Here is a 25,455-nt window from a genome sequence, read left to right on the forward strand (position 1 = left end):
AATGAAACGCTACCTTTGGCCACGCTCGCCACTGGCGTGGGTTGTCATTGCCGCCGTCATTTTCTTGGTGCTGGGCACTGTGGTGCCGCCGCTGTATAACAATCAGACTCGGCCGCTCGCCTTCGACCAAAACATCGACACTGTCACTGCACCGTCCGCCGGCGTGTGGATGGAAACACCCGCCTTCATCACCAACGCCAAGGCAACAGGCGATAGTAACGACCCGCAGTGCCAAGAAAAGCAAGCCCCGATATGGTGCTACCTGCACCATGACCTGCTTACTATCGAGCGCAATACCGCCACCTCTGAGGTGGAGGAAGATGATGCGCTCGCTAATTCCGATTCGCTCTCTCGCCTGCTCGTCGGCGATACTCCCCTCGCCCAAATCACCGAGCATTCCGTTTTGAACCGCGAATCCACCTACCCTGTAGCCGCCCCAAAGGATAAATGGCAACTTATCCTACCGGCACTCGATATCGGCATGGCCCGTACTGATTTCGAACGCGATGGAATCAACTACTTCTTCCCCTCCGGTACTGAGCAGCGCTCTTACCCCTTTTTCGACCTCGCGACGCAATTCTCCACACCGGTGGACTTCACCACGACGGAAACGCTCGATGGTATCCCCACCTATTCTTTCCACCACGACATCCAGCCCACTTCCTTGGCTGATATGCGCAAAAACATCACCACCGAGGTCGATACCGGAAACGGCAATAAGCAACTAGCAGCTAAGGACTTCCGCATCTCTGGGCCGGCGAAGCGGTTCTACGACGAAGATTCGCGCGAGCTCCTCGGCTTGGATCCCGATGACCGGGTCACAGTGGAGCCTTTCTACACCATCGGCCGCGATATCTCCGTAGAACCCACTACCGGGACCATGGTGGATCTGCGCGAGAACATCAAAATCTTCTTTGCGGCGGACGAAAAGCAGGCCGGCACCATGGTGGCGAATAACGATACTGAGGATCGCTCCATCTTCGCCGCCGATATGCGCTGGTCCGATGAGACCCGCGAGGAGCGCCTCGATGAGGTGCGCCCGGTCATCCGGACCATTCGTGCCTTGATGGTGGTCGGCTGGGCAGGCAAGGCCATCGGCGTAGGCCTTTTGCTCTGTGCCGCCTATATGTACATGCGCCGCCATCGTGAAGGCTAGGCGTCTTTTACTCTTCGCCTGGGGCACTGCCCTCGTGGCCGCGGTGTGCTGGCCCTTCGCCCTGCCCGGCGAGTTCTTATGGCGCGATATGGCGCTAGTGAACCATCCGGCGCTTTCTCCCTCTGCCTTTGGCGGAGGAAGCTTACCCGCCCGCAACGCGCCACAGGACGGCTTCCTCGCGTTAGTAGGTGGCGCGTGGGCGGCCCGGGTGCTGATTTTTGCCGCTGCTGCGTCCTCCGCGCTCACCGCGGCGCGCTGGGCGCGCTCCACTGCTGCCGCGGTGAGCGCGATGGCGGTGGCGGTGGCCAATCCTTTCGTCATCGAACGACTCCTCCAAGGACAGTGGTCACTTGCTGTGGCCGCGTGGCTGCTCCCGGTCATCGCGTGGGCAGGAAAGCGACACAGCTTTGTGGCCTGGCTGGCCATGTGGGGTGCTTCGCTCACCCCTACTGGCGGGCTTTTTGCTCTAGTGACCGCGGCGGTGAGCTGCCGCAAGCGGGTGGCGCTCGGCGGTGTGGTTCTGTGCTTGCCGTGGGCCATTCCAGGCATGTTCTATCCCGCTGCGCCCGGCGATACAGCTGCAGCGGTGGCCGCGTTTGCCCCGCGAGCCGAAGAGCACGTCGGAACTGGCGGCGCGCTTCTGCGCTTAGGCGGCATCTGGAATGCAGAGGCAGCCATCGGGTTCGCGGTATACGGTGTCATTGTGGCAATCATCGCCCTGCTCGGGGCGTGGCGGGTTCCCGCTCGGCTGAGCCTACTGGCAGCTATTGGTCTTGGCGGGGCGGTGTTTTTCTGGCTGGTTCCGGGCGCGTTGGTGTGGTCCATCGATCACGTGCCAGGGGCGGCGCTACTGCGCGATAGCGGAAAGCTAACCATGTTGGCATTGCCGCTGTACGTAGCCTCGCTGGGTGCGCTGCCGAACCTGCCGGCGACACTAGCCACCGTGGCCGCAGCCGTGCAGCTGCTTCCGGTTCCGGGGCGGCTGGCAGTACTCACACCGCGGGATACGGGAGTAGATATGCAGCTGGTACGCGATATTGACGGCCGCGTGGCCTTCTTTCCGGAACGCGCCAACCTCGTGGAGGTGCCTGGCGGTGTGGCCGTAGATCCCTATTCCAAGGCGGTCGCCATGGTCGAATCGGGAGAATTGAGTGTGGACGGGGCCGTGGTGGATCAAGCCTCGCCGCAGTACCGGGCGGCGCTGCGTGCATGGGAAGGGCGCGATATGAACCGCTTGGAGCAGATAGGCGTCGGTGTGGTCGTGGTCGACGGCGCCATAGTCGCGGAAACGGATGCGCCACGGCCGCAGGTTCCGTGGGCGCTTACTGCGTTGTGGATGGTTTGTCCGCTACTAGCCTTTGCAGCAATTCCGCGAATTGCTCGCCGGTCTTCTCCCACGAGAAGCTAGCGGCAAAGTCGCGCGCGTTGGAGCCGAGGGTACGGCGTAAGGGGGCATCGGCAAGCAGCTGCTTGGTGGCCGCGACGAAGTCTTCCTCGCGCTCTACTAGGATGCCAGTCTCACCATTGATGACGCTGTCACGCAGGCCAAATGTATAGCCGACGGAGGGCACCCCATGTTGGGCGGCCTCCATCACTGCCAAGCCCCATCCCTCTTTTCGGGAGGGCATGAGCAGCGCGTCGGCACGGGCAAGCAGGGCATGCTTATAATCCTCGGTCACCTGACCGCGAAAGCGCACGCGATCGCTGACTCCATGCTCCTCGGCATAGGCACGCAGATTAGCCTCCCACCAGCCAGAGCCAATGACATCCAGAACCGCGCCCGGCGTCTGCGCCACCGTATCCATGGCGTGCTCAATCTGCTTATGCGGCACCAGGCGCGAGAGCGTTACCAAATGTATCTCAGCCTCTCGCTCCAAGGAAGGCACATGATCCGGAACCGGGTCCAGACCATTGGCAATAATGTGCGCACCCTTAATTCCCAGCGCCTCCAAATCCTCGCGGGAGGCCTCGGAAACGGTGACATAAGGAGCGCCGCGATACACTCGCGGAGCCACCCGGGACTCAAGGAACCAACCAAGCCGACCTAGGAGGGGGCCTGCCACCGGCCACTGCTCGCGATGACAATGGTGGGTAAGCAGCACCGTCGGTGCTCCCGATACCAGGCGGGCGAAGAAAGGAATGCCGTTTTGGGTATCGATGACCGCATCCACGCCGCGCAGATCACCCAGTCCCACACGGCCGGCCAGCATCGCCGCCCACGCGCGTGGATACACACCGAACTTGGCGCCACCACGGCTATAGCGCACGCCGTCGCGCACCTCCCGGCGCGCGGCATTCATGTGCTTGGAGGTGCGAAAGACCACCTCGTGGCCCTGCGCCGCGAGGTATTCGCCCACGCGCTCCAAGTAGCGCTCCGAGCCGCCTCCTTGCGGGTGGGTGGAATCGCGCCAGCATAGTAAAAGAATCTTCATTATGAGGTATTAGCCTAGTGGGTTATGAGACATACCCGCGAGATGGCCACACTGGGCCGCTCCTTTCAGCTGCTGCGCTCCTTCCGCTTTGAACAGACGCGACCGGAGATTTTCTACGGCGGATTAGCCGAGGATACGGCTGCGCTAGTAGATAACCTCGGCCGCGACCTGGGCGTGCCGCTTCCCGGGGCGAGGGTGCTCGATGTGGGCGGCGGACCGGGCTATTTTGCGGATGCTTTTGCCCGGCGCGGCGCCCGCTACGTGGGATTAGAGCCAGATGCCGGCGAAATGTCTGCGGCTGACATCCACTTGAGCAACTCAGTGCGCGGGGACGGCACCAACCTACCTTTTGCCGATAGCTCCTTTGACGTGGTCTATTCCTCCAACGTGGCCGAGCACATCCCCAACCCTTGGGATATGGGTGAAGAAATTCTGCGCGTAACCCGTCCCGGCGGACTGACCATCCTGAGCTACACGGTATGGCTCGGCCCCTTTGGCGGCCACGAGACCGGCCTGTGGGAGCACTACATAGGCGGCGAGTTTGCCCGCGATCGCTATACCCGCCGCCACGGCCATCCGCCCAAGAATGTCTTTGGCACTTCGCTTTTCGACGTCCCCTGTTCCGCCGGCCTCCACTGGGCACAGCGCACCGGCGCACTCAAACTCGCTTTCCCCCGCTACCACCCCAGCTGGGCTTGGTGGCTAACCCGCGTGCCAGGTGTGCGGGAATTCGCGGTTTCTAACTTGACGCTAGTCCTGCAAAAATAGCACCCAGCAACAGTGCTGTCGCTGGGTGCTATTGAACTTAGAGCTTAAGAGGCGTTCTCTACGCGCTCCTTCAGGGCATGGAACTGGTCCCATACCTCGGATGGCACGCGGGAGCCTAGGAAGTTGAGGTAGCTGGCGTTATCCTGCATATCTCCTTCCCAGTCCTTCGGGTTGACGGCGAGAGCAGCGCGAACATCCTCGATATCAAAGTCGATACCCTCAAGGTCAATGTCCTCGGCGCGGGCAGTGTGTCCCACGACAGTCTCCTCAGCCTCAACATTGCCTTCGATGCGATCAATGATCCACTTGAGCACTCGAGAGTTCTCGCCGAAGCCCGGCCACAGGAAGCGGCCATCTTCGCCGCGGCGGAACCAGTTAACCAAGAAGATGGCCGGCATACGGTCGCCGCCCTTTTCACCCATGTCAATCCAGTGCTGCAGGTAGTCGCCGGCGTTGTAACCAATGAACGGCAGCATAGCCATCGGGTCGTGGCGCAGGGTACCAACGCTACCCTCTGCTGCGGCGGTCTGGCCCGAAGCCAGCAGGGCGCCGATCATGGTGCCGTGGTTCCAATCAAAGGCCTGGGTAACTAGTGGAACGGTGGTCTTGCGGCGACCACCGAAGAGGATGGCATCGATCTTTACACCCTGCCAGTCGTCGTACTCTGGAGCGGCGCTCGGGCACTGGGAAATCGGTACACAGTAGCGAGAGTTAGGGTGTGCAGCCTTGGTAGACGAGGATGGAGTCCAGTCTTCACCGGTCCAGTCGATGAGGTGCTCTGGCGCCTCCTTGGACATCTCTTCCCACCAGACATCGCCGTCGTCAGTAAGTGCAACGTTAGTGAAAATGGCGTTACCCGGCTCGATGGTCTTCATGGCAATCGGGTTGGAATCGTAGTTGGTGCCAGGAGCCACGCCGAAGAATCCGTTTTCCGGGTTCACAGCGTAGAGACCGTCCTCGCGCAGATGCAGCCAGGCAATGTCATCACCGACGACCTCAGCCTTCCAGCCCGGAATAGTCGGGGTAATCATGGCCAGGTTAGTCTTACCGCATGCCGATGGGAAGGCAGCAGCGACGTGGTACTTCTTACCCTCCGGGCTGGTGAGCTTCAGGATGAGCATGTGCTCGGCCATCCAGCCTTCTTCCTTAGCCATAACGGAAGCGATGCGCAGCGCGTAGCACTTCTTAGCCAGGATGGCGTTGCCACCGTAGCCAGAACCGTAGGACCAGATTTCCTTGGTCTCTGGGAACTGGGTGATGTACTTGGTGTCGTTGCATGGCCAAGCGACGTCTTCCTGTCCCGGCTCTAGCGGGGCGCCCACGGAGTGGAGGGCGTGGACAAAATCGCCATCGGTACCAATCTTTTCCAGGGCCTCCGCGCCCATGCGGGTCATGATGCGCATGGAGAGCACAACATAGGCGGAGTCAGTGAGCTGCACGCCCAACTTCGGCTCCGGATCGCTAATAGGGCCCATGCAGAAGGGAACCACGTACATGGTGCGCCCCTTCATAGAGCCACGGAAAGCTTCCGTCATCTCTTCCTTCATTGCCGCAGGCGGAGCCCAGTTATTGGTAGGGCCGGCGCCGTCTTCATTCTCGGTGCAGATGAAGGTGCGGGATTCCACACGTGCGACGTCGGAAGGATTGGAGCGAGCCAAGTAGGAGTTAGGGCGCTTTTCCTCGTTCAACTTAATAAGCGTGCCCTTTTCCACCAGCTCTGCAGCCAAACGGTCAGCCTCGTCCTGGGAGCCGTCGACAAAGACCACCTGGTCCGGCTGAAAAAGCTCAACGTTCTCACTGATCCAGCCGATAAGCTTTTCGTTTTTAGTCGGCAGCTCTCCGACGAGCCCGGGGATAGTGGTGGTCATTAGTAATTCTCCTGAGGGTGGTGTGAAAATTGGGGCAATACACCCCAACTGTGCCTTCCACCTCAAGATTAACGTGCTCGCCAGAATAATTTGCGCAGATTTTGTCACACCGGTTATATCCACCACGTTAACCAGAACTTCACCAAGCGTAACTAAAGTTAATGTGGTAAAAATCGCCCTTTTAAATCCCCCTTTATGGGGGTTTATTACCCTCCCACGCGACACTTAAGACGATCATCCTCCACCCCCGACTAGGTCACTGGTTATATCCGGACTGACATCACCGCACACACCCCTCGGCGCGGCGTATTGCTTGGCGAGGCTAAGCAGGGAAAAATAGGCCGCAATGAATAGCACAGATAACTCTCAAAACACCCCTGCTGGAGAAATGCCTCCAGGGCGCCCACCACAGACTGACTTCAATGCCGTCTTCCACAACGAGCTCGATTACCCGCGCCTAGGCAACGTCACCTTCCGCCGCGGCACGCTCACCGATAACCAGCATGAGCTTTTTGAAAAGCGCTGGCCAGAGCTCGGACGTGTGCTGGAAGACGAGGTTATTGACCTCGAGGCCTGGTTTGGCCGCAGCGGCGCCAAGACCATCGTAGAAATCGGCTCCGGTACCGGCACTTCCACCGCCGCCATGGCGCCGAAAGAGGCCGATACCAATATCATCGCCGTTGAGCTCTACAAGCCGGGCCTAGCCAAGCTCTTGGGCCAAATTGAGCGCGAAGGCATCGACAATATCCGCATGATCCGCGGCGATGGCATCGAGGTCATGATGCGCATGTTTGAGCCAGAGTCCCTCGATGGTATCCGCGTCTTCTTCCCAGATCCGTGGCCAAAGGCGCGCCATCACAAGCGCCGCATCATCCAGTCGGGCACCCTCAATCTTTTTGCCTCCCGGTTAAAGAAGGGCGGCGTGCTGCACGTGGCTACTGACCACGCCGGATACGCCGAGTGGATCGATGAACTAGTTGAAGTAGAACCAAGCCTGGATTACAAGGGCTGGCCATGGCCGGAGTGCCCCCAGCTGGTGGACCGACAGGTCATTACCAAGTTTGAAGGCAAGGGCCTAGATAAAGAGCACGTGATCACGGAGTACCTCTGGGAGAAGAAATAGATGAGCACCTACCTACTTGTCTGGGATGCCCCCAATATGGACATGGGCCTGGGCTCCCTGCTCGGCGGCCGCCCGACCGCCGCACACCGCCCGCGCTTCGATGCCATCGGCCGCTGGCTGGTGCACCTTGCCCAGGACGTTGATGCGGAACCGCGCGCCGACGTCTTTACTAATGTGACCCCCAGCGGCGCAGATGTCATTCGCCCATGGGTAGAAGCCATCCGCAACGTGGGCTTCGGTGTTTTTGCCAAACCCAAAATCCACGAAGACGATGACGTGGATCCAGATATGCTCGACCACATTGACAGCCTTCGAGAGGACCTAGCCGGCGTCATCGTTGCCTCTGCCGATGGCCAGAATTTCCAAGAGCCGTTGGAAGAGCTCATTGCTGAGGGCCTTCCGGTAACGGTCCTGGGCTTCCACGAGCATGCCGCATGGGCGGTCGGCCATGCTGATATCAGTTTCGTGGATCTGGAAGATATCGAGGGCGTATTCCGCGAACCGCTACCGCGCGTGAACCTGGATAACCTGCCCGAGGGCGGTGCATGGCTGCAGCCATTCCGTCCCTTGGCTGCGCTGCTTAATAACCGCTAGGAGGCTGCCCCAATGTTTGAAAAGTGGGGACGTTTTTCCTATGCGCACCGCCGGCTCATCCCCGCCGTCATCGTCGCTGCCATCCTCGCTCTATTCATCGGTTTTGGCTTGCAGCTCGAAGACCGCATGAGCCAGGAGGGCTGGGAGGATCCCAATGCGGCCTCGACAAGCGCGGCCCAAATCGAGCAGGAAACATTCGGCCGCGATAACTCCGGCGATGTTATCCTGCTCTTCCACTCCCCCGATGAGAATTTCGACGCCGCCAAGCAGCACTTGGCGCAGCTGAAAGCGGAGTATCCGGACCAGATTGACTCGGTAACCAGTTACTTCGACACGAAGAATCCAAACCTGGTCAATGACGATCACTCCCTAGCTTTCGCCGCCATCGGTCTCAAAGGCGATGACGAGCAGACGCTGAAGGATTTCCGCACCATCGAGGACGCGCTGACGGATACCTCCGCCCCAGTGGAGATCGCGGGAGCTACCGCAGTTGCAGATGCGCTGGATGAGGGAATGTCCCATGACATCTCCCGCGCCGAAAAGGCTGCGCTGCCACTGGTAGGCATCCTCCTACTGGTGGTCTTTGGTTCCGTCGTTGCGGCCTGCATGCCGCTTGTAGTCGGTGGTCTCTCCATCCTGGGCTCGCTGGGGATCCTGTCCATCCTGGCTGGTTTCTCGCAGGTAAATGTCTTTGCCCAAGCCGTTGTCACGCTGCTGGGCCTCGGCCTTGCCATCGATTATGGCCTCTTTATGGTCTCGCGCTTCCGCGAAGAGTTGGATAAGGGCCGCTCCACCGAGGAAGCCGTGGCCACCACCACTGCAACGGCCGGCCAAACCGTGGTTTTCTCTGCGGCTATGGTTGCCGTTGCGCTTTCCGGCCTTTTCCTCTTCCCCCAGGCCTTCCTCAAGTCTGTGGCCTATGGTTCCATCTCCGCCGTGGGGCTAGCAGCACTACTTTCGGTCACCGTGCTGCCCTCCATTTTTGGCATGCTCGGCCCCAAGATCGATACCTGGTCGGTACGCCGCACCTCTCGGACGGCGCGCACGATTCAAGACACCTGGTGGTACAAGCTGCCGCGCTGGGCGATGCGCCATGCCCGCGGGCTAACCATCGCCGTGTGTGGCCTGCTCATCGCATTGACCCTGCCTATCATGAGCATCACCTTCGGCGGCATCAACGAGTCCTACCTGCCACCGGACCAGGACACCCGCGTGGCACAGGATAAATTCAACGAGGAATTCCCCGCCTTCCGCACGGAGCCAGTCAAACTCGTTGTGGAGAATGCATCGAACCAGCAGCTTGTCGACGTCGTCATGCAAGTCCGTGGCCTCGATGGCCTCACCGAGCCCATGGCGCCGACGACGGCAACCAAGGAGGGAACCACCGTCCTTTCCGCCGGTATCGAGGACCGCGATGATTATGCGAAAATCGTGCACGAGCTGGAAAAGGTCAAAGCTCCCGAAGGCGTAAACCTCTATGTGGGCGGCACGCCTGCCATGGAAGTGGAATCCCTTGATGCGCTGTTCCACAAGCTGCCCTGGATGGCACTCTACGTGGTGCTGGCCACGTTCCTGCTCATGGCGCTGGTATTCGGTTCCTTCGTGCTGCCACTCAAGGCCATCGTGATGACGCTTTTGACCTTGGGGGCTACGCTGGGCATCTTGACCCTGATGTTCGTTACTGGCCTTGGCTCGAGCGCTCTCAACTTCACCCCTGGCCCCCTCATGAGCCCCATCTTGGTGCTTATCATCGCCATTGTTTACGGCCTGTCCACCGACTATGAGGTCTTCTTGGTTTCCCGCATGGTGGAGGCGCGACGGCGTGGCGCTTCGACCGACGAGGCCATCGCGGCCGGTACCGCGCATACGGGCGGCATTATTACCGCGGCGGCGCTCATTATGATCGTGGTCTCTGGCGCGTTCGGCTTCTCCGATATCGTGATGATGAAATACATCGCTTATGGCATGATTTTTGCCCTGCTTATCGACGCCACCATTGTCCGCATGCTCCTCGTTCCCGCCGTCATGCACCTGCTGCGCGAAGATAACTGGTGGGCACCTAGCTGGCTGCGCCACGCCACCACCGTTTTGACCGGCGGCGCAAGACACCGCAGCAAAACTATTCCCTTCTCTGAGCTCAAACAACGCCTCGAAGGAGATAAATAAGTGAAAAACTGGCTGCGGCTTATCGCCTCGCTCATCGTCCTGCTTATCCTGATTTATGTCTTCCGCGATGAGTTGGACTTCCTGCGCGAAGGCTTCTCGCGGCTGTCTCATTCCGCCCCTGCCGCGGTAGCATTGGTAGTCGTCGCCTCTATTCTGGCGGTCCTTGCCATGGGTGAAGTCATGCGCCTGCTCATTCGCGCCGGCGGCGTACATGTGCCAGCCTCGGAGACGTCCGCCCTTACGCTGGCGGCTAATGCTTGGTCCACCACGCTTCCAGCGGGCCCGGCCTTTTCCGCCATCCTCACCTTCTACGTGCAACGCACGTGGGGTGCTTCCGTCATGCTCTGTGGTTGGTTCTTCGTGCTGTCTTCGGCCATTTCCACCATGTGGCTCGTACTCATCGGCTTAGGCGGCGTGCTCTTCCTCAATGCCGATATGGCGCTGTGGTCCCTCATTGGCACCCTGGTTCTCATGCTGGCGCTTTCCGGCGGCCTTTTTTGGCTAACCAATCACCCTGATACCATCATCCGCTGGCTCAACCGCCAGAAGCTCATTAAAGGCTCCAAGCGCGAAGCCCTCGTGGACCAGGTCAAAAATCTGGAAGAGGTTCACCTCAACCGCCGCCAATTCGCCTGGGTTTCCTTTTATTCCCTGGCCAACCGCCTCATCGATATGGTCTCGCTGTGGGGCTGTGTGTGGGCCGTGACCGGCCACCTACCTGCCCTGCACGCGGGTGAGGACACAACGACGATGGCCGGCGTAGGACTGGCGTATCTTACAGCCAAGCTGGCCGGCTCTGCCCAGGTCACGCCCGCTGGCCTCGGCACGGTCGAGGCCGCCATCATTGCCACCCTGGTTGCCACCGGTATGACCGCGGTGGATGCAACCGGGGCGGCAATTATCTACCGCCTGATTTCCTTTGCCCTCATCACAATCATTGGCTGGGTAATCTACTTCTGGCACTATGCTCGCAAGGGCATTACCTACGCCGCCTTGAATCGAAAGGAAAATGCATGAGAATCGCCCCCGTCATCGATATCATCGCCCTGATGCTCTTTGCTGTGGCCGCCCGCCTCGCCCACGGCGGACTAAGTTTTTCCACCTGGGTTGATGCCTTTTGGCCATGGGCCATCGGCGCGCTCATCGGCTGGGCTATCATCCTGGCCGCCAAGGTGCAGGGCAAGTGGAAAGAAGGCGGCGTTGTCTGGTTGAGCACCGTCGTGGGTGGCATGGCCCTGTGGATGTTGGTGAATGGCCGGCTACCACACTGGAGCTTCCTCATCGTGGCAACCGCTATGTCCGCGCTATTCTTCTTTGGCTGGCGGCTTTTCGCCCGCAAATAAAAATAAGGAGGGTAAAACCCTCCTCATTTTTGCTCGGTTTACTTGAAGCTTACCGGTACGCCTGCATGGTTGAGCATATCGACAACGAAACCAATGATCTCGCTAATGATGTCTACAGCGCTAGATAGAATCATAAATAACTCCTTGCCTAGGATTGGGACTTTATATTCCTATCGCTAATCCAAGCACACGACGTTACATTGGGGCAATGGTGTGCTTCTTCGGCAGATCGTTTTCCTGCTTCGTTGCCAGCTGCCGCAGCGCTTGGCGGAGAGCCAACCGGGATTGATTCGGCTGAATCATAGCGTCTAGGTAACCGCGCTCGGCGGCGACATAGGGAGCGGTCATGGTCTCATCGTAGAAGTCCATGAACATCTTTTTGGTCATCTCGCGCTGCTCAGGGGTCTCGGCGGCGTCTAATTGCTTACCGGCGATCATCACCACGGCGGCGGCCGCACCCATGACGGCGATCTGCGCGGTCGGCCACGCCAAGTTAATATCACCGGTCAGGTTCTTCGAACCCATCACGGCATAAGCACCGCCATAGGCCTTGCGCACGATGAGCGAGACCTTCGGCACGGTGGCTTCTACCACGGCGAAAGCAAACTTGGCGCCGCGGTGAATAAGGCCCACCTTTTCCTGCTCTACGCCTGGTAGGTAGCCCGGGGTATCCACCACGAAAACCAGCGGGATATTGTAGGCATCGCAAATGCGGATAAAACGCGCGCCCTTATCGGCGGCATCAGCATCGATGCAGCCTGCCAGGTGCATGGGATTATTGGCTACAAATCCCACCGTCTTGCCATCAATGCGCCCGAAGGCGGTGATCATATTGGGCGCAAAATTCTCCTGAATTTCAATGATGTCCTCGTCATCGCCCAGCTGGGTCAACAGGTCCAGCATGTCGTAGCCGGCATTAGTGTCATCCGGCATGAAGGAGTTGAGGTCTTCGTCCTCGGCCACGTCGGCATCGGAAGGCGCGGCGAATTCTGGGGCCTCATCAAAGCAGGTTAGCGGCAGGTGGTCCAAGAGATCGCGCACCATGTCAAAAGCGTCTTCCTCAGAAGGAACTACGGCCGAAACATTGCCGTTGAGCTCCTGCTGGCGAGCGCCACCCAGCTCGGCAGAGGTAACGTCCTCACCGGTGACCTCACGAATAACGTTTGGGCCCGTGACATACATTTCCGCTTCCTGGTCCACGGCAATGACAAAGTCCGTGGTCACAGGGGCATAAACTGCGCCACCGGCAGATTTACCCATCATGATGGAAATCTGCGGACTGCGGCCAGACAGCGGCAGCTGGCGGCGGGCAATCTCGGAATACATGGCCAGCGAGGTCACCGCATCCTGGATACGGGCGCCGCCGGAATCCTGAATACCGATTACGGGGCAGCCAATCTTGATTGCCATGTCCATGACCTCGGTAACTTTCTTGCCAAAGGTCACACCGACAGAGCCGCCGTAGACGGTCTTATCGTGAGCGTAGATGCACACGGGGCGGCCGGAGATGCGGCCATAACCGGTGACCACGCCATCGGAGTAGATAGCATCCGGGTCGCCAGGGGTTTTGCCCAAGGAACCCGTTTCGACGAAGGACCCCTCATCCAGCAATTCATTGATGCGTTGACGAGGCGTGGTACGCCCAGCCTCGTCGCGGCGCTTGCGGGAGCGCTCACTGCCTGGGTCCTGCGCCTTGTCTAGGCGCTCGCGCAGGTCAGCGAGTTTCTCAGCGGTTGTCTGCTTGGCCGCCACGTATCTTCTCCTCGATCCATTCGTCCATATGCTTGCCTACGATGCCGATGGCCGGCTCGTCCGGCACTGCAAGGTGATCGCCTTGCAGCTGCACAATTTCTAGATCCTTAACGATAACTCCCCAACCGCCGTCGGGGTCAATCTCAGCGTAGCGCGGCTCCAGCTCGATCGCACCGTCGTGCATGCGCTCGGAGCGGAAAAGCAGAACCGGCACGGAAACATCGGCCCAGCGATGGAAGTCAATCTTGGCCAAGATCTGGTTGTCCACGAAGGAAGCACGCTGGTGCTCCAGAACGCCGGCGGAAAGGCCGTGCTCGGAGGCGTCGGTAGTAGCGAGGAACTCTGCCAGCATTGTCATGAGCGCATCCTCGCCCATGGTCTCGAGCATCTCGTACGGCGGCTCAAAGTCCAATCCGTAGGTCTTCTTGGCAAAGGCCGCGTAGCGCTCCCAGCGGGCTCGGGTTTCCTCCGGGGTATCCGGGGCCGGGTGGGACGGCTGGGTGGTATCCAGCAGCGCAATAAACGCCACCTCCACCGAGTCCTGGGTGCGCTTTTGCAATTGGTAGGCCACCTCGTAGGCCAGCGCGCCACCGAAGGACCAACCACCGAGCACGACCTTGCGGCCACGAGCGTAGTGCAGGATGTCCTCGACATAGACCTTGGCTCGCTCCTCTAGCGAACCCTCGATGCGCTCGACTCCGTAGACAGCCACATCCTCGGGCAGGCGGCGGGTTAGCGGCTGGTAGACCACCGTGGTGCCACCGGCTGGGTGGAACATAAATACGGCGGGGCCGTCGGCTTCGCGCAGCACGCGGATATTGCCTTCTACCTCGGTCTCTAGTCCTTCACGGACCAAGTCAGCCAGGCTTTCCAAGGACTCAGCCTCATGGACCTGCTGGGCAGTGACTTCGATGCCTGCGCGTTCGGTGAGGCGCTCGGCAATCTGGGTCGCTACCTCTTCGCTTAACTCTGGCAGCGCAGAGGTAACACCCGCTGCGGCCTTGCCAGTAAAGGTAGCCCAGGTGCCAAAGACCATGCGCTCGGAGGCATCGCGCGGGGCAACGCCCACGCCCTGGCCAGGCTCGTCTTCTTCTGGCGCCGGCGTGTCTTCAGTAGCGATCTCACTGGTATCCACACTGCCGCCAGCTACGGCCTCTTCCACCATGGCGATGACGTCTGCCAGGGAGGCGTCACGCAGCGCCTGCACCTGCAGCGGCGGAATCTGGAAGTCATTTTCCACGCGATTCTTAATGCGCATACCCATCAGGGAATCCAGGCCCAGGTCAATGAGCGGCAGCTCTCGGGGCAGGTCAGAGACGTCATAGCCCATGGACTCAGAAACGATGAGCGCGAGGCGGTCCTCTACGGTTTCCTCCGTGGGGTCCCAGCGCACGGCGTCGACTTCTTCCGTCGCTGCAGGCGCGCTTTCGGGCACATCAGCCACGCCGGGGATTGGCGCCACACCCAAGTCCAAAGCGGAGGCAAAACCTTCCGCCAAGAGCTCAGTCTGCATACCACGAACAGCGTAGACAGCCACGGACATGCCGCCGATGGACTGGCTTACCACCGTAGTAACCTCGCCACGCGGCGGCAGGTCAGCGTGCTCTTCGGTGGCAATGATGCGTGCTCCAGGCTTGACGGCCTCGGCCGCAGCCTCCACGATGGCCAGCGCAGACGGCGCCTGGTCTGCATTGGTGGAGAAGGCAACCTTGCCCTCTGGCAAGTTAACGCGTGCGCCCGGCAGGCCGGATACGCCAGCCGAAGGACGCGCATTGGTCCAGAAACGCTGGCGGTTGAACTGGGTATAAGGCGCCTCTACGCGCGCGCCAGAACCAAAGACCGCGCCAAAATCCACCGGCATGCCAGTGACATAGAGCTTGCTGAGCAAGTCTAGGAGTGACTCGGTGGGATCTACCTTGCGCTTCAACGCATACAGCAGCTGCGCATCGGCCTTGCCCACGGCAAAGGCGGTGGACATTAGCCCCATGAGTGCAACCGGGTTTGGCGAGATTTCTACCAGCTGAGTGTGGCCGGCAGCGAAAGCCGCCTCGGTGGCATCCTGCAGGTAGACCGAGTGGCGGGTCATGCGCAGCCAGTAATCCTCATCGTGCACGGTGGTCCCAGGACGATAGACCTTGCCCTTATCCACGGAGGAAAACAGCGGAGTGTGCAGCGGCTTGGCTTCCATGCCGGCAATGGCTGCATGCAGCTCGCCCAGGATAGGATCCACAGCCGAGGTATGCCCGGCCGCCTTCACATTGAGGGCGCGGGCGAATTTGCCTTCGCCATCGAGCTTTTCCACCAGGTCCAGCACCTCTTGGCGCGGACCGCCCACGGTGGTCATACCGGGGCCGGTGTATACGGCGGGCTCGATATTTCCGTCGAGCGCAGCAATATCTTCGGCCGAGAGCTCTACTACAGCCATGGCTCCTTGCTCGGCGTCGCTTAGCGACGCCTCACCCTCACCCATTAACCGCGCCCGGTGGCAGGCAATCACCATGGCGTCCTCGGCGGAAATGCCGCCTGCGGCATAGGCCGCGGCAATCTCGCCCATGGACATGCCCATCACGCCGGCTGGGCGCACGCCAAAGGAAGCGAGCAAGTCCGTCAACGCGATCTGGATAGCGGTAATGGCCACCTGGGCGGTCTCGGTGTCATAGGTCTGGGCATCGTCTTCAACGATATCGAGGATGGACCACCCGGATTCGAAGTCTACGATGGCGTCCAGCTCTTCCAAACGGGCCTTGAACTGTGGCGAAAGCGCAATCATATCCTTAGCCATCTTGCGATGCTGGGAGCCGAAACCGGAGTACACGAATACCGGGCCCGGGACCTGCGGCGAATCCGCAGCAGCGATACCGACGGATACCTTCCCCTCAGCCACCTGACGCAAGCGCTTGACCGCTTCTTCGGTAGAGCTAGCCATCACGACGGCGCGGGAGCGGGAGTGATTGCGGCGGGCAATGGTACGGGCGACGTCGACAAGCGCGGGCTTTTCCGCCTCAATGAAGTCCGCCAACAGGGCCGCAGCGCGTGCCCGGCGCGATGGCAAGAGGCCAGAGACCGGCAACGCGACCGTTTCGGTGGAAAGCTGCGGCTCGCGCTCGGCCGGGGTGCCGCGGTAATCAGTGAGCACGACGTGCGCATTGGTGCCACCAAAGCCGAAGCCGGATACGCCAGCGACCTTGCGGCCGGAGTACTCGGGCCACTCGCGTGGATCTTCAACCACTTCGAGGTGCTCGGTCTCGAAATCGATATAGCGATTCGGCGCCGAGTAATTGATATTCGCCGGAATCACATCATTGCGCATTGCCTGGATGACCTTGATGAGGCCCACCACGCCCGCGGCGGATTCGGAGTGGCCGATATTGGTCTTGGCAGAACCAAGCAAAATAGGAGTATCGTCCCCGCGCCCTACGCCGAGCACGCGCCCCAATGCAGAGGCCTCGATCGGATCGCCCAGGATGGTGCCAGTGCCGTGGGCCTCAATATAGTCCACGTCTTGCGGATTCACGCCCGCATCGGCATAGGCGCGGCGCAGCACATCTTCCTGTGCTTCCGGGTTCGGGGCGGTCAGGCCGTTGGAGTGGCCATCGGAGTTGACGGCTGAGCCCTTGATGACGGCTAAGATATCGTCGCCGTCCGCTTCCGCGTCCTCCAAACGCTTAAGCACGAGGACGCCGGCGGCGTCGGCACGCACGATGCCATCGGCGTCGTCAGAAAAGGCATGAATGGCACTCGTCGGAGAGGTCACGCCCAACTCCGAGAACGCCGTGGATGCATGCGGGGCAGCCAAGATATTCACGCCGCCAGCCAGTGCCACGTCTGCGCTACCCGTGCGCAGATCCTTCATCGCCTGGTTTACCGCAACAAGGGAAGAGGAGCAGGCCGTGTCCACGTTGATGGAAGGGCCACGGAAATCCAGGGCGTAGGAAATGCGATTGGCCACCACGGCAGAAGAAATGCCGGTCAGCGCATAAGGATGCATCTCGGCAGAATCGGCACCGATGAGCATGCCATAGTCATTATTGGTCGATCCCATGTACACACCAGTCTGCGTGCCACGCAGCTCGTTAGCAGGAACACCAGCGTTTTCGAGCGCTTCCCACACTAACTCCAGCAGGATGCGCTGCTGCGGGTCCATATTGGCAGCTTCAAGAGGGGACAGGCCAAAGAATTCAGCGTCGAAGGAGGCGATGTCTTCGATATAACCGCCATCGGTATTTTGCTGGGCGATTTTTTCGCTCATCACTGGGTCAGCAGAGTACTCGGACCACCGGCCCACTGGGAGCGGACCGGTTCCTGCGCGCGACTCTGCCAGCATGGACCAGAATTCTTGGGCGTTCTTTGCTCCCGGGAAGCGGCCGGAAAGACCAATCACCGCAACGTCGGATCCCTGTGCGATCTGCGGAGCGTGCTCCTCGGGCTGGGGTGCAGTTGGTGCGTTCAGCAGGCGATCCGCCAGCAGCTCGATGGTGGGGTATTCATATGCCACAGTGGCATCGAGGCGGGTACCGAGTAGATTTTCCAGTTCGCCGGATAGCACTACAGCATCCCGCGAAGAAAGACCATAGTTTTCCAGGGGCTTGGAATCTAGGATCTCTTCGGGGGAAACACCGGTGGTCTGGGCGACCCAGTCACGCAGCCATGCTCGCAGTTGCTCGATGGTCATAAAAAGGTCTTTCGTTACGGGATATTACTAAATGGCATGGGGGTATATCGCTATATTTTGTCACTTTGTTAGCGATAAATCAGATTCCCACATAGTTCTTCTTAGCTACGCGGCGCGCAATCTTGCCGGAGGAGGTGCGATTGATTTCGCCAGGTGTTTTCCACACGATGTCATCTGGCGTAATGCCATGATGCGAGGTGACAGCGGTGCGGATGGCCTCAGTTGCCTCGGCATCGCCGGCCGGCTGCGCATCATCGGCGCGCTCCACCAGCAGTACGAGAGACTCAGAGTCACCGCCTTCCACAGAGAAAGCAGCCACGGAGTCTGGGCGTACCTGAGCGGAAGCCGCTTGCACCGTGCCCTCAATATCCTGCGGATAGTGGTTGCGCCCAGCAATGACGATGAGGTCCTTCAGGCGACCAGTGATATACAGCTCACCATCAACAATGACTGCCAAATCTCCGGTGGCCATCCAATAGTCATCCTCTGGTAGGCCTTCCTGTTGACGCTCACCCAGCGTATTCCGGAAAGTGGCAGCAGTTTCCTCTGAACGGTTGAGGTAGCCGGTGGCCATGTTGGGACCGTGGACCCAGATTTCTCCAATAATGCCATTTTTAACCTCGGCGCGAGTTTCCGGGTCTACGATGGCGAGGTGCTGATGCGGCACACACTGGCCATTGGATGCGTAGGCGACGGTGGCGTCGGATTTGTCCTGAATGACAGCGCGACCGGCGGCCAACTCTGAGCGATTAAAGTGCGATATGACTGGGCGCTTTTCGGTTTGCGGGGTAGCTACAATCAGCGCCGCTTCTGCCAGACCATAGGACGGGCGAAGTACGGAACGATCGACGCTAAAGGCATTAAGGAAGGAGTCCACGGCCGATTCCGTCACCGGTTCGGAGCCAATAATGATGCCTGCCACGTGCGAGAAATCCGCATCCTTGGCATGACGTGCGGCAAGCTCCAGCGCAAAGTTAGGGATGGCTGCATAGGTGGCCTGACTACTTGCGGTAAGCCGCCGTACCCAGCGATCCGGATGCTGGATGAAATCACGTGGGGTCATCATCTCGAAGTCCAAACCCAAAATGGTAACGAATACGGCCAAAATGATGCCCATATCGTGGTGCATTGGCAGCCAGGAGACGATGCGAGCCGGCATCTGCAATTGCAGTGCTTGGAAGATCTGCGCAACATTGGTGATGATCGCTCGATTGGTGAGCTCCACGCCGGCCGGGGTACGGGTAGAACCGGACGTGTACTGCAGGAAGGCAGTGTCCTCTGCGGTTCCCTCCACGGGTGTCCAGGAGCCAGCCAAGGAATCAGGAAGGGCGTCGATGGAAATGACGCGCGGGCGTTCGCGTTGAGCAGAGAAGTACTTACGCACGGCTGCCGCCGATACACGATTCGTCACCACGATGGACGGTTCGCAATCACCGAATACCGCCTTCAGGTGGTCCGCGTGGCCCGGTTCATTGGGGTCATAAAGCGGAATCGGCACCATGCCCGCGTACAGCGCGCCCAAGAAGCCAAAGACGTATTCCGGTGAATTTCCAGCCAAGATGGCAACGCGGGTGCCAGGATCTGCTACCTGCTGCAGGCGTGCAGCCACCACCTTAATGCGGTTATTGACCTGCGAGCGGGTAAGCTCCCGGCAGGTTTCTTCTTCACCGTAGATCCACTGGCGCATCACCACGCGGTCTGGGTTGGTCTCCGCTTGGAAGAGCTTTTCTGCCAACTGGGCCAAGGTGAACTCGGGCGCTAAGAACTGCCCCATCTGCGCTTTCAGGTCCATCGATTCTCCTTAAGTGAATGGTTTCGGCAATAAAACTATCGGAGTTGGGGAAATGGTTGTTACGCGGCGTCGATAAGCTGGCGGGCCCAGCCCACTACCCACTGGTTAGCCGTTGTGCCATCAATGACTCCGCTATTGGAGGCATACTGCGCATGTACGCCATTCGCGGCAATTAAACCGTGCGCACGCTCCAGCGCATTAGACACGTTCGGCGGGGCGTCACAGACCGAATCATTGGGCGCGCAAATCTGGAAGGTGCGATCCGCCAAGCTACCGAACCCATTCTGGCGTGCACCGCGCATGGAGGCACCCGGAACAATGGGCTGAACCAAACCGGATACCGGCTGGAGGGCAATTTCCGCACCCACGCCGCCGACCTTGCGGCCTGGGTTTTGGCCAACGCCGTTTTGGCGGCGACCATCTGCAATGAGAGCCACACCTGCAATGCTTTCCGCCGGCACCGCACCCTGGCCGCCACCGATCTCATCAGCGACGTCACCAGCAATGACCGCACCCTGAGAAAAGCCACTCAAAATAAATTTGGTCTCCGGGCAGCTCTCGTGCACACCGCGCAGCTCATCATTCATCTTTGCGGTTCCCTCATTGCGGGAATCGTCGTAGCTCATTTCATGTTGCGCATTAATGTTTTTAAACTGCGCAGTATAAGGAAGGGTCCAGACCTTCACGTCGTCCCCGTAGGCCTCCTGCAGCGGCTTCGTTATAGACAGCATGAACGAGCGCGGATTAGCAGAAGGATTAATAGGGTCGTCGTCAGCCGCAGACTCCCACGTACCCGGGGCGGAAATGAACTCCACACGGGGGCACCAGTCGGGCTGCTGCTGCGGCGGTGGCGCAGCCTGCTCTGTGGGGCGCGGGGCTGGGGAGTCGGTGCCCTGGTTGAGGTAACGCGACGCGCCCACGCCGATGACAGCTAAAACGACGAGGACTGCGACGACGGTAATAGTTTTTCTCATGAATTAGTTGTACCAGGTAAACCTAGCAAATCCCTGTACGCGCGGAATCCGTAATCAGCTTGGAAAGCTCCTCAAAGTCCATCGTGGTCCGCTGCTGCTCAACAAGCTGGCCGGCGACCGCAGAGATGGTGACTTCATTCTCATCGCAGGCTGCTTTGCCCGCACCGAGGAGCTGATCTTCTACCCCATCAACGTTAACGCCGGCATCTTTGAGCTTGCCCAGATACTTGGCTTCCGATTCCGGCACCTCAGCGGACGGGATTTCAGAAATCTCGCGTGCGCCGCGGTCCTCCTGTGCCTTAGAGGATGTCTCTTCCGCTGAGGTAGGGGTATCCGACTCCCGCTCGAGGGGCGCGACCTCGGTCTCCTGCGAAGGCTCGCTATCCACAGTGGCGGAACCGCAACCTGCAAGGGTCAAGCACAACGCCGCGCCCACTACTACTAGCTTGCGCATGACTACTTCTTCTCGGTCCGAACCTGGCCCAAGACCTCACTAATCTTGCCATGCTGGAATTCCTGGCTCAGGCCACCAGCGGCAATCTCGGAGTAGTCAGAGGTAGGCCAACCGAACTCGCCCTGCTCCCAGCCAGCCTTGCCCCAGCGGTCCATAATCTTGCTCTTCAAGATGTAGTGCGCACCAGTCTTCGGGGACCAGTAGATGCTGCCCTTCTCAAAGGTCTGGAAGAAGCCGCCCTTGACGGCGTTCTCGCCGGACGTCGGGAAGCCCAGCGCAGACTCCGCGCCGCCCATGTCCTTGTACTTGGCGCCGATAGCACCGTGTACTACCTGGTTGGAGCCATCCGGGTTACGGGTAAGGACTCCGTTCTGGAATTCCTGCATATAGCCCTCACCGACCTTCTTTACTGAGCCGGTCGGGTACTTCAGGTCGCCCTTTTCGTAGCCATTTTTGCCCCAAGCCTGGAACATATCGCCGGTAATCTCCCAGGCACCAGTCTCCGGGGACCAGTAAATGGAGCCGTGCTCAAAATGTACGAAGCGGCCCTTGCCGTCCGATGTCTTGGACTCGCCGGTCTTCGGGAAGCCAAGCCAGGAGGTTGGTCCGCCGATTTCGGCATAGCGAGCACCAATACGGCCGAAGAGGGCGTGCGCACCGGTGTCCGGTGACCAATAGGCGGTACCAGTCTCGAAGTCTTGGGCTTTGCCTTTCTTGGCGACGTCGTACTCATTATTCAAGCAAGAACCAATAACGCCGCTCTTAGTCTCCTTAGCGATAGCACCGATTGCCTCACAGTCCGCACCGCGGTCGGCCTTGTCCATCTGCAATGCATCTGCGATGTATGGCCATGCCTGCTGCATCTCAAACTGCCAGTATTCCCAGCTGTGCACGCCGGATGGGCGGAACTTAACCACAGGGTCAATCTTGGCGCGCTTCGCATAATCAACATAGGTCTGGGTGGACATACGGGAGATGACCTCCAAGCCCATGCCAGCGAGGTTTGCCTGGCCCTTAGCCACGGAGTTGGCGTTGCCAAAGTCATCCTTGCCCGAACCTGCGGAGACATATACCTTCATGTCCTTCAGGTTTTCAATGCCCAGCTTTGGATCATGGTCGATCCAGTTTTGGGAGCCCGGCTGGCCCCACATCTTGCGGGAATCATAACCGCCGGCATCGCGCTGCGAAGCCATGATGGCTTCCGGCATGCCACGCGTAGTGGTATCGAGGTAGCCGGAGAAAGAACCCACGAAGCTAAACAGGTGCGGGTTGCGCTCAGCCAGGTTCATCGCGGCAGTACCGCCCATGGACAGGCCGGTTACCGCGCGCTTGTGGTTGGAGCGGTACTCATTGTCCAGGATCGGGATCAATTCCTTGGTCAGGAAGGTCTCCCACATATAGTGCTTACCGCGGTCTGCTTGCTCCCAGTCCGAGTAGAAGGAAGACTCGCCGCCTACCGGCATGATCAGGTTGACGTTGCGGTCGGCGTACTGGTTCAAAATATTGGTTTCAATGGTCCAGCCGGACTCATCGTCACGTGCACGCAGGCCATCCAGTGCCCATACCTCTGGGAACTTCTTTTCTGGGTGGGAGTACCAGTCACGGGCGAGCTGGATTTGCACCTTCTGCTCTTTGTCCGGCATCGCCGCAGACTTGATGTAGACCATCAAGTGGCGGTTGGTTAGGTACTCCACGCGGTTGATCTTCACGCCCTCCGGCAAGCCCTTAACATCCGGGTATTCGGTGTTCAGCGGGGTGCGGGCGGGTGGATCCTTCGGTGCGAAATGATCGGACAGGCTGGAATCGCCGCCGATTGCGGAAGAGAGATCGCCTACAGAAGATTGTGCGGTGGCGTTTGGCAGCAGGGCCAAACCCACGGCGATGGCGGTAGGTACTGCGGCCACAGCAAGGCCCTTGCGAGCCTTGCTCGGGGAAGTGCTTTTGCGCATAGGTAAACGTCCTTGAAGATTTGCCGCGGTACCTTTCCGAGGGTTCCCCTCCCCCGGACCGATGCCTACGGCGTGAGCTGTCTATCGTGTACTCAAGTTTAAGTTGAACTTGAGACTTACGTTAGACAGACACGCCGCTACATTGCCGGGGAATTACCCGGATTATCCTGTCCGCTCACGCGGTACAGGTGCTCGTTGACGAACTCGCCTACGCCCCAGCGCGCCAACTCGCGGCCATAGCCGGAGCGATTCACGCCGCCGAATGGCAGGCCTGCTGCGGTTACCGACGCCTCGTTAACAAACGTCATGCCATCGTTGAGCTGGTTGGCTACTTCAAACGCAGCATCCAAGTCAGTGCCCCACACGGAGCTAGACAGACCGTACTCAGAGTTATTGGCAATCTCGATGGCCTCTTCGACGTCCTTGGCCTTGTACACAATCGCCACTGGGCCGAAGATCTCGTTGCAGCCTACGTCGGCGGATGGGTCGACGTCGGTAAGCAGGGTAGGCTCCATGTAGGCGCCCTCGCGATCGATCTTCTTGCCGCCTACGCGAATCTTGGCGTCGCCGTTGGCCGCGGCCTTTTCGAGGCGCTCCACAATCTCATCGCGGGCGCCGATGGACGAAAGCGGTCCGATGTCAGCATTCTCGTCATTATAAGGGCCAACCTTCATGTCCCCGATCTTCTTTTCCAGGTACTCTACGGTGCGGTCATAGAAGTCCTCGAGAACGATAAGGCGCTTCGGCGCATTGCAGGCCTGGCCGGTGTTGTACATGCGAATCAGGTTGAACTGATCCAGTACCCACTCTAGGTTCTCATCATCGATAACCAGGAACGGGTCATTGCCGCCCAATTCCAGGACGGACTTCTTGTAATTTTCACCAGCGGTCTTAGCCACGGCAGCGCCCGCACCCTCAGAGCCGGTCAAAGAAACGCCCTTGATGCGCTTATCCGCTACGAAGGCATCCATCTGGGAGCCGGAAGCATAAATGTTGATGTACGCACCCTTCGGCAGGCCAGCCTCTTCCAAGATGTCCTGACATGCCTGGGAAGACAGCGGGCAGATGGAAGCGTGCTTCAGCACGATAGTGTTGCCCAGCAGCAGGTTAGGCGCCGCGAAGCGAGCTACCTGGTAGTACGGGAAGTTCCACGGCATAATGCCCAACAATGGACCAATCGGTTCCTTGCGCACCATGGTCTTGTGCGCGTTCTGAGCCGGCAGGTACTCATCTGCAAGCAGCTCGTGAGCATGCTCTGCATAGTAGCGATAGATATCAGCAACAATCTGCACTTCGGCCTTTGCCCAACGGGTTAGCTTGCCCATTTCACGGCCGATGTGGTCTGCCAACTCGTCAATGCGCTCTTCATAAAGGTCTGCGGCACGAGACAAAATCGCAGCACGCTCCTCGATGCGGGTACCACGCCATGCATCGTAGGCCTCGGTGGAACGGTCTAGGATGTCATCGCGCTGCGAATCATCGATGCGCTCAAACTTGTCTTCATTCTTGCCTGTGCTTGGATTCTCAATGGCGAACATGCGCCCCTGTATAGTCGCGGATCACAACCCACGCAAGCTTATGATAAGACGCTACTTCACTTTAGATTGGGCTAGGGACGCTAGAGTTACAACTCCACGGAACCCTCTTTAACAAATAATCTAATTATTTTTAAGCCAAACAACAGATCAAGCACCTACATCCGACTTGAGAACCACTAAGAGACACCCTCTATATCTTCTCAGAACCCGTCCTGACGCTAATATTTTAAGATATAACTGTTGCACTCTTTTGTAACACCTGGTAACTTACTGCTGGTACTAACCCCACGATCGAAGGAATGACTATGGACGTACTGCTCCAAATCAACGAAATCGTTTCTGGTCCCATTAAAGACCTACTAGTTCAAATTTCCGGGGGAAACTTCCCAGAAATTAAGCTCCCGGAAGTAAACCTCCCGGAGCTTCCACCACTGTCGTCTCCAACCTACCCAGAAGAGGTCAACCTTGAGGTTGGCGGATCCTCTTTCGGCGACCTGGGTTCTTCCGAATTCTTTAATGAGAATGGCTCCTCCGAGCTACTGAACGGAGCTGGCTCTTCCGAATTCTTTAATGAGAACGGTTCTTCCGAGCAACTGAACGGAGCTGGCTCTTCCGAATTCTTTAATGAGAACGGTTCTTCCGAGCTACTGAACGACTTTCAATCTTCCGATCTGGATCTCAGCGCACTAGGCAGCATTTTGGGTGGTTAACCCACCATCTGACACTCGGCGCCTTGCCCTACATAAGGGACACTGAAAGCGCTATACAGCACAGCAGCAGGTATGGCATGCGCCCCAGAAAGAGTGGGGTGAAACGAACTTATACGTTCGTTTCACCCCACTCTTTTATTATCCAGGGTCAAAATTGGGGTAAG

Annotated in this window: 18 protein-coding genes; 9 read left to right on the forward strand and 9 right to left on the reverse strand. The window is 59.0% G+C overall.

Features of this window, described 5'->3' with window-relative positions; genetic code table 11:
* The first annotated feature begins 1 nt into the window (after window position 1).
* Complete coding sequence (locus L8V22_RS05540) at window positions 2-1,156, forward strand: PorA family protein (protein WP_238801321.1); 1,155 nt, start codon at window positions 2-4, stop codon at window positions 1,154-1,156.
* Window positions 1,146-2,564, forward strand: a complete 1,419-nt coding sequence (locus tag L8V22_RS05545; RefSeq protein WP_238801320.1) for an MmpA family trehalose lipid delivery protein — start codon at window positions 1,146-1,148, stop codon at window positions 2,562-2,564. Before L8V22_RS05540 ends, L8V22_RS05545 begins: the two co-directional genes overlap by 11 nt.
* Here the strand turns inward: L8V22_RS05545 and L8V22_RS05550 are convergent.
* The gene (locus L8V22_RS05550; protein WP_238801318.1) at window positions 2,479-3,588 is read right to left on the reverse strand and encodes a glycosyltransferase family 4 protein; all 1,110 of its coding nucleotides are present in this window, start codon (window positions 3,586-3,588) and stop codon (window positions 2,479-2,481) included. The two genes, L8V22_RS05545 and L8V22_RS05550, sit on opposite strands and share 86 nt — an antisense overlap.
* A 24-nt stretch (window positions 3,589-3,612) precedes the next feature.
* Here L8V22_RS05550 and L8V22_RS05555 point away from each other — a divergent pair, with 24 nt between their 5' ends.
* Window positions 3,613-4,356 carry a class I SAM-dependent methyltransferase gene (locus tag L8V22_RS05555; protein ID WP_238801317.1) on the forward strand — a complete coding sequence of 248 codons (744 nt, stop codon included), beginning with the start codon at window positions 3,613-3,615 and terminating at the stop codon, window positions 4,354-4,356.
* 44 nt (window positions 4,357-4,400) lie between these two features.
* On the opposite strand, the gene L8V22_RS05560 is transcribed toward L8V22_RS05555, so the two are convergent.
* Window positions 4,401-6,224 (reverse strand): phosphoenolpyruvate carboxykinase (GTP), encoded by a 1,824-nt coding sequence (locus tag L8V22_RS05560; RefSeq protein WP_238801316.1) that lies wholly within the window; start codon window positions 6,222-6,224, stop codon window positions 4,401-4,403.
* 346 nt (window positions 6,225-6,570) lie between these two features.
* Here L8V22_RS05560 and trmB point away from each other — a divergent pair, with 346 nt between their 5' ends.
* From trmB to L8V22_RS05585, 5 genes are read left to right on the forward strand one after another with little or no spacing between them, the layout of a single operon-like run.
* Complete coding sequence (trmB, locus tag L8V22_RS05565) at window positions 6,571-7,347, forward strand: tRNA (guanosine(46)-N7)-methyltransferase TrmB (RefSeq protein WP_238801315.1); 777 nt, start codon at window positions 6,571-6,573, stop codon at window positions 7,345-7,347.
* Complete coding sequence (locus tag L8V22_RS05570; protein WP_238801314.1) at window positions 7,348-7,941, forward strand: NYN domain-containing protein; 594 nt, start codon at window positions 7,348-7,350, stop codon at window positions 7,939-7,941.
* A 12-nt stretch (window positions 7,942-7,953) separates the two neighbouring features.
* Window positions 7,954-10,107: an MMPL family transporter gene (locus L8V22_RS05575; protein WP_238801313.1), complete on the forward strand. Its 2,154-nt coding sequence runs from the start codon at window positions 7,954-7,956 to the stop codon at window positions 10,105-10,107.
* Window positions 10,108-11,124 (forward strand): lysylphosphatidylglycerol synthase transmembrane domain-containing protein, encoded by a 1,017-nt coding sequence (locus L8V22_RS05580; protein WP_238801312.1) that lies wholly within the window; start codon window positions 10,108-10,110, stop codon window positions 11,122-11,124.
* On the forward strand, window positions 11,121-11,450 hold the full coding sequence (locus L8V22_RS05585) for a DUF3054 domain-containing protein (RefSeq protein WP_238801311.1): 330 nt from the start codon (window positions 11,121-11,123) through the stop codon (window positions 11,448-11,450). The genes L8V22_RS05580 and L8V22_RS05585 overlap by 4 nt, the downstream gene beginning before the upstream one ends.
* A gap of 195 nt (window positions 11,451-11,645) precedes the next feature.
* Here the strand turns inward: L8V22_RS05585 and L8V22_RS05590 are convergent, their stop codons facing one another.
* The 7 genes from L8V22_RS05590 to L8V22_RS05620 form a co-directional block, all read right to left on the reverse strand.
* Window positions 11,646-13,202 carry an acyl-CoA carboxylase subunit beta gene (locus tag L8V22_RS05590; protein WP_238801309.1) on the reverse strand — a complete coding sequence of 519 codons (1,557 nt, stop codon included), beginning with the start codon at window positions 13,200-13,202 and terminating at the stop codon, window positions 11,646-11,648.
* Entirely contained in the window at window positions 13,177-17,874 is a 4,698-nt protein-coding gene (locus L8V22_RS05595) for a type I polyketide synthase (RefSeq protein ID WP_238801308.1), read from the reverse strand. The genes L8V22_RS05590 and L8V22_RS05595 overlap by 26 nt, the downstream gene beginning before the upstream one ends.
* Window positions 17,875-17,953: 79 nt before the next feature.
* Window positions 17,954-19,666, reverse strand: a complete 1,713-nt coding sequence (locus tag L8V22_RS05600; protein WP_238801306.1) for an AMP-binding protein — start codon at window positions 19,664-19,666, stop codon at window positions 17,954-17,956.
* Window positions 19,667-19,725: 59 nt separating this feature from the next.
* Window positions 19,726-20,640 carry a cutinase family protein gene (locus L8V22_RS05605; protein WP_238801305.1) on the reverse strand — a complete coding sequence of 305 codons (915 nt, stop codon included), beginning with the start codon at window positions 20,638-20,640 and terminating at the stop codon, window positions 19,726-19,728.
* Window positions 20,641-20,662: 22 nt separating this feature from the next.
* Window positions 20,663-21,094: a hypothetical protein gene (locus L8V22_RS05610; RefSeq protein WP_238801303.1), complete on the reverse strand. Its 432-nt coding sequence runs from the start codon at window positions 21,092-21,094 to the stop codon at window positions 20,663-20,665.
* Between the two features lie 2 nt (window positions 21,095-21,096).
* Window positions 21,097-23,043 carry an alpha/beta hydrolase-fold protein gene (locus L8V22_RS05615; RefSeq protein ID WP_238801302.1) on the reverse strand — a complete coding sequence of 649 codons (1,947 nt, stop codon included), beginning with the start codon at window positions 23,041-23,043 and terminating at the stop codon, window positions 21,097-21,099.
* A 137-nt stretch (window positions 23,044-23,180) separates the two neighbouring features.
* A complete protein-coding gene (locus tag L8V22_RS05620; protein ID WP_238801301.1) occupies window positions 23,181-24,581 on the reverse strand; it encodes an NAD-dependent succinate-semialdehyde dehydrogenase in 1,401 nt (466 codons plus the stop codon).
* Between the two features lie 299 nt (window positions 24,582-24,880).
* Here L8V22_RS05620 and L8V22_RS05625 point away from each other — a divergent pair, with 299 nt between their 5' ends.
* Window positions 24,881-25,291 carry a hypothetical protein gene (locus L8V22_RS05625; protein WP_238801300.1) on the forward strand — a complete coding sequence of 137 codons (411 nt, stop codon included), beginning with the start codon at window positions 24,881-24,883 and terminating at the stop codon, window positions 25,289-25,291.
* Window positions 25,292-25,455: the final 164 nt, after the last annotated feature.

Source organism: Corynebacterium yonathiae (assembly GCF_027570195.1).
GTDB lineage: Bacteria > Actinomycetota > Actinomycetes > Mycobacteriales > Mycobacteriaceae > Corynebacterium > Corynebacterium yonathiae.

What these genes read in the sequence shown, in the direction of transcription:
- L8V22_RS05540 (WP_238801321.1), top strand. Translation starts at nt 2, where the DNA reads ATGAAACGCTACCTTTGGCCACGCTCGCCACTGGCGTGGGTTGTCATT.
- L8V22_RS05550 (WP_238801318.1), bottom strand. Translation starts at nt 3,588, where the DNA reads ATGAAGATTCTTTTACTATGCTGGCGCGATTCCACCCACCCGCAAGGA.
- L8V22_RS05555 (WP_238801317.1), top strand. Translation starts at nt 3,613, where the DNA reads ATGAGACATACCCGCGAGATGGCCACACTGGGCCGCTCCTTTCAGCTG.
- L8V22_RS05560 (WP_238801316.1), bottom strand. Translation starts at nt 6,224, where the DNA reads ATGACCACCACTATCCCCGGGCTCGTCGGAGAGCTGCCGACTAAAAAC.
- trmB (WP_238801315.1), top strand. Translation starts at nt 6,571, where the DNA reads ATGAATAGCACAGATAACTCTCAAAACACCCCTGCTGGAGAAATGCCT.
- L8V22_RS05570 (WP_238801314.1), top strand. Translation starts at nt 7,348, where the DNA reads ATGAGCACCTACCTACTTGTCTGGGATGCCCCCAATATGGACATGGGC.
- L8V22_RS05575 (WP_238801313.1), top strand. Translation starts at nt 7,954, where the DNA reads ATGTTTGAAAAGTGGGGACGTTTTTCCTATGCGCACCGCCGGCTCATC.
- L8V22_RS05585 (WP_238801311.1), top strand. Translation starts at nt 11,121, where the DNA reads ATGAGAATCGCCCCCGTCATCGATATCATCGCCCTGATGCTCTTTGCT.
- L8V22_RS05595 (WP_238801308.1), bottom strand. Translation starts at nt 17,874, where the DNA reads ATGACCATCGAGCAACTGCGAGCATGGCTGCGTGACTGGGTCGCCCAG.
- L8V22_RS05600 (WP_238801306.1), bottom strand. Translation starts at nt 19,666, where the DNA reads ATGGACCTGAAAGCGCAGATGGGGCAGTTCTTAGCGCCCGAGTTCACC.
- L8V22_RS05605 (WP_238801305.1), bottom strand. Translation starts at nt 20,640, where the DNA reads ATGAGAAAAACTATTACCGTCGTCGCAGTCCTCGTCGTTTTAGCTGTC.
- L8V22_RS05610 (WP_238801303.1), bottom strand. Translation starts at nt 21,094, where the DNA reads ATGCGCAAGCTAGTAGTAGTGGGCGCGGCGTTGTGCTTGACCCTTGCA.
- L8V22_RS05615 (WP_238801302.1), bottom strand. Translation starts at nt 23,043, where the DNA reads ATGCGCAAAAGCACTTCCCCGAGCAAGGCTCGCAAGGGCCTTGCTGTG.
- L8V22_RS05620 (WP_238801301.1), bottom strand. Translation starts at nt 24,581, where the DNA reads ATGTTCGCCATTGAGAATCCAAGCACAGGCAAGAATGAAGACAAGTTT.
- L8V22_RS05625 (WP_238801300.1), top strand. Translation starts at nt 24,881, where the DNA reads ATGACTATGGACGTACTGCTCCAAATCAACGAAATCGTTTCTGGTCCC.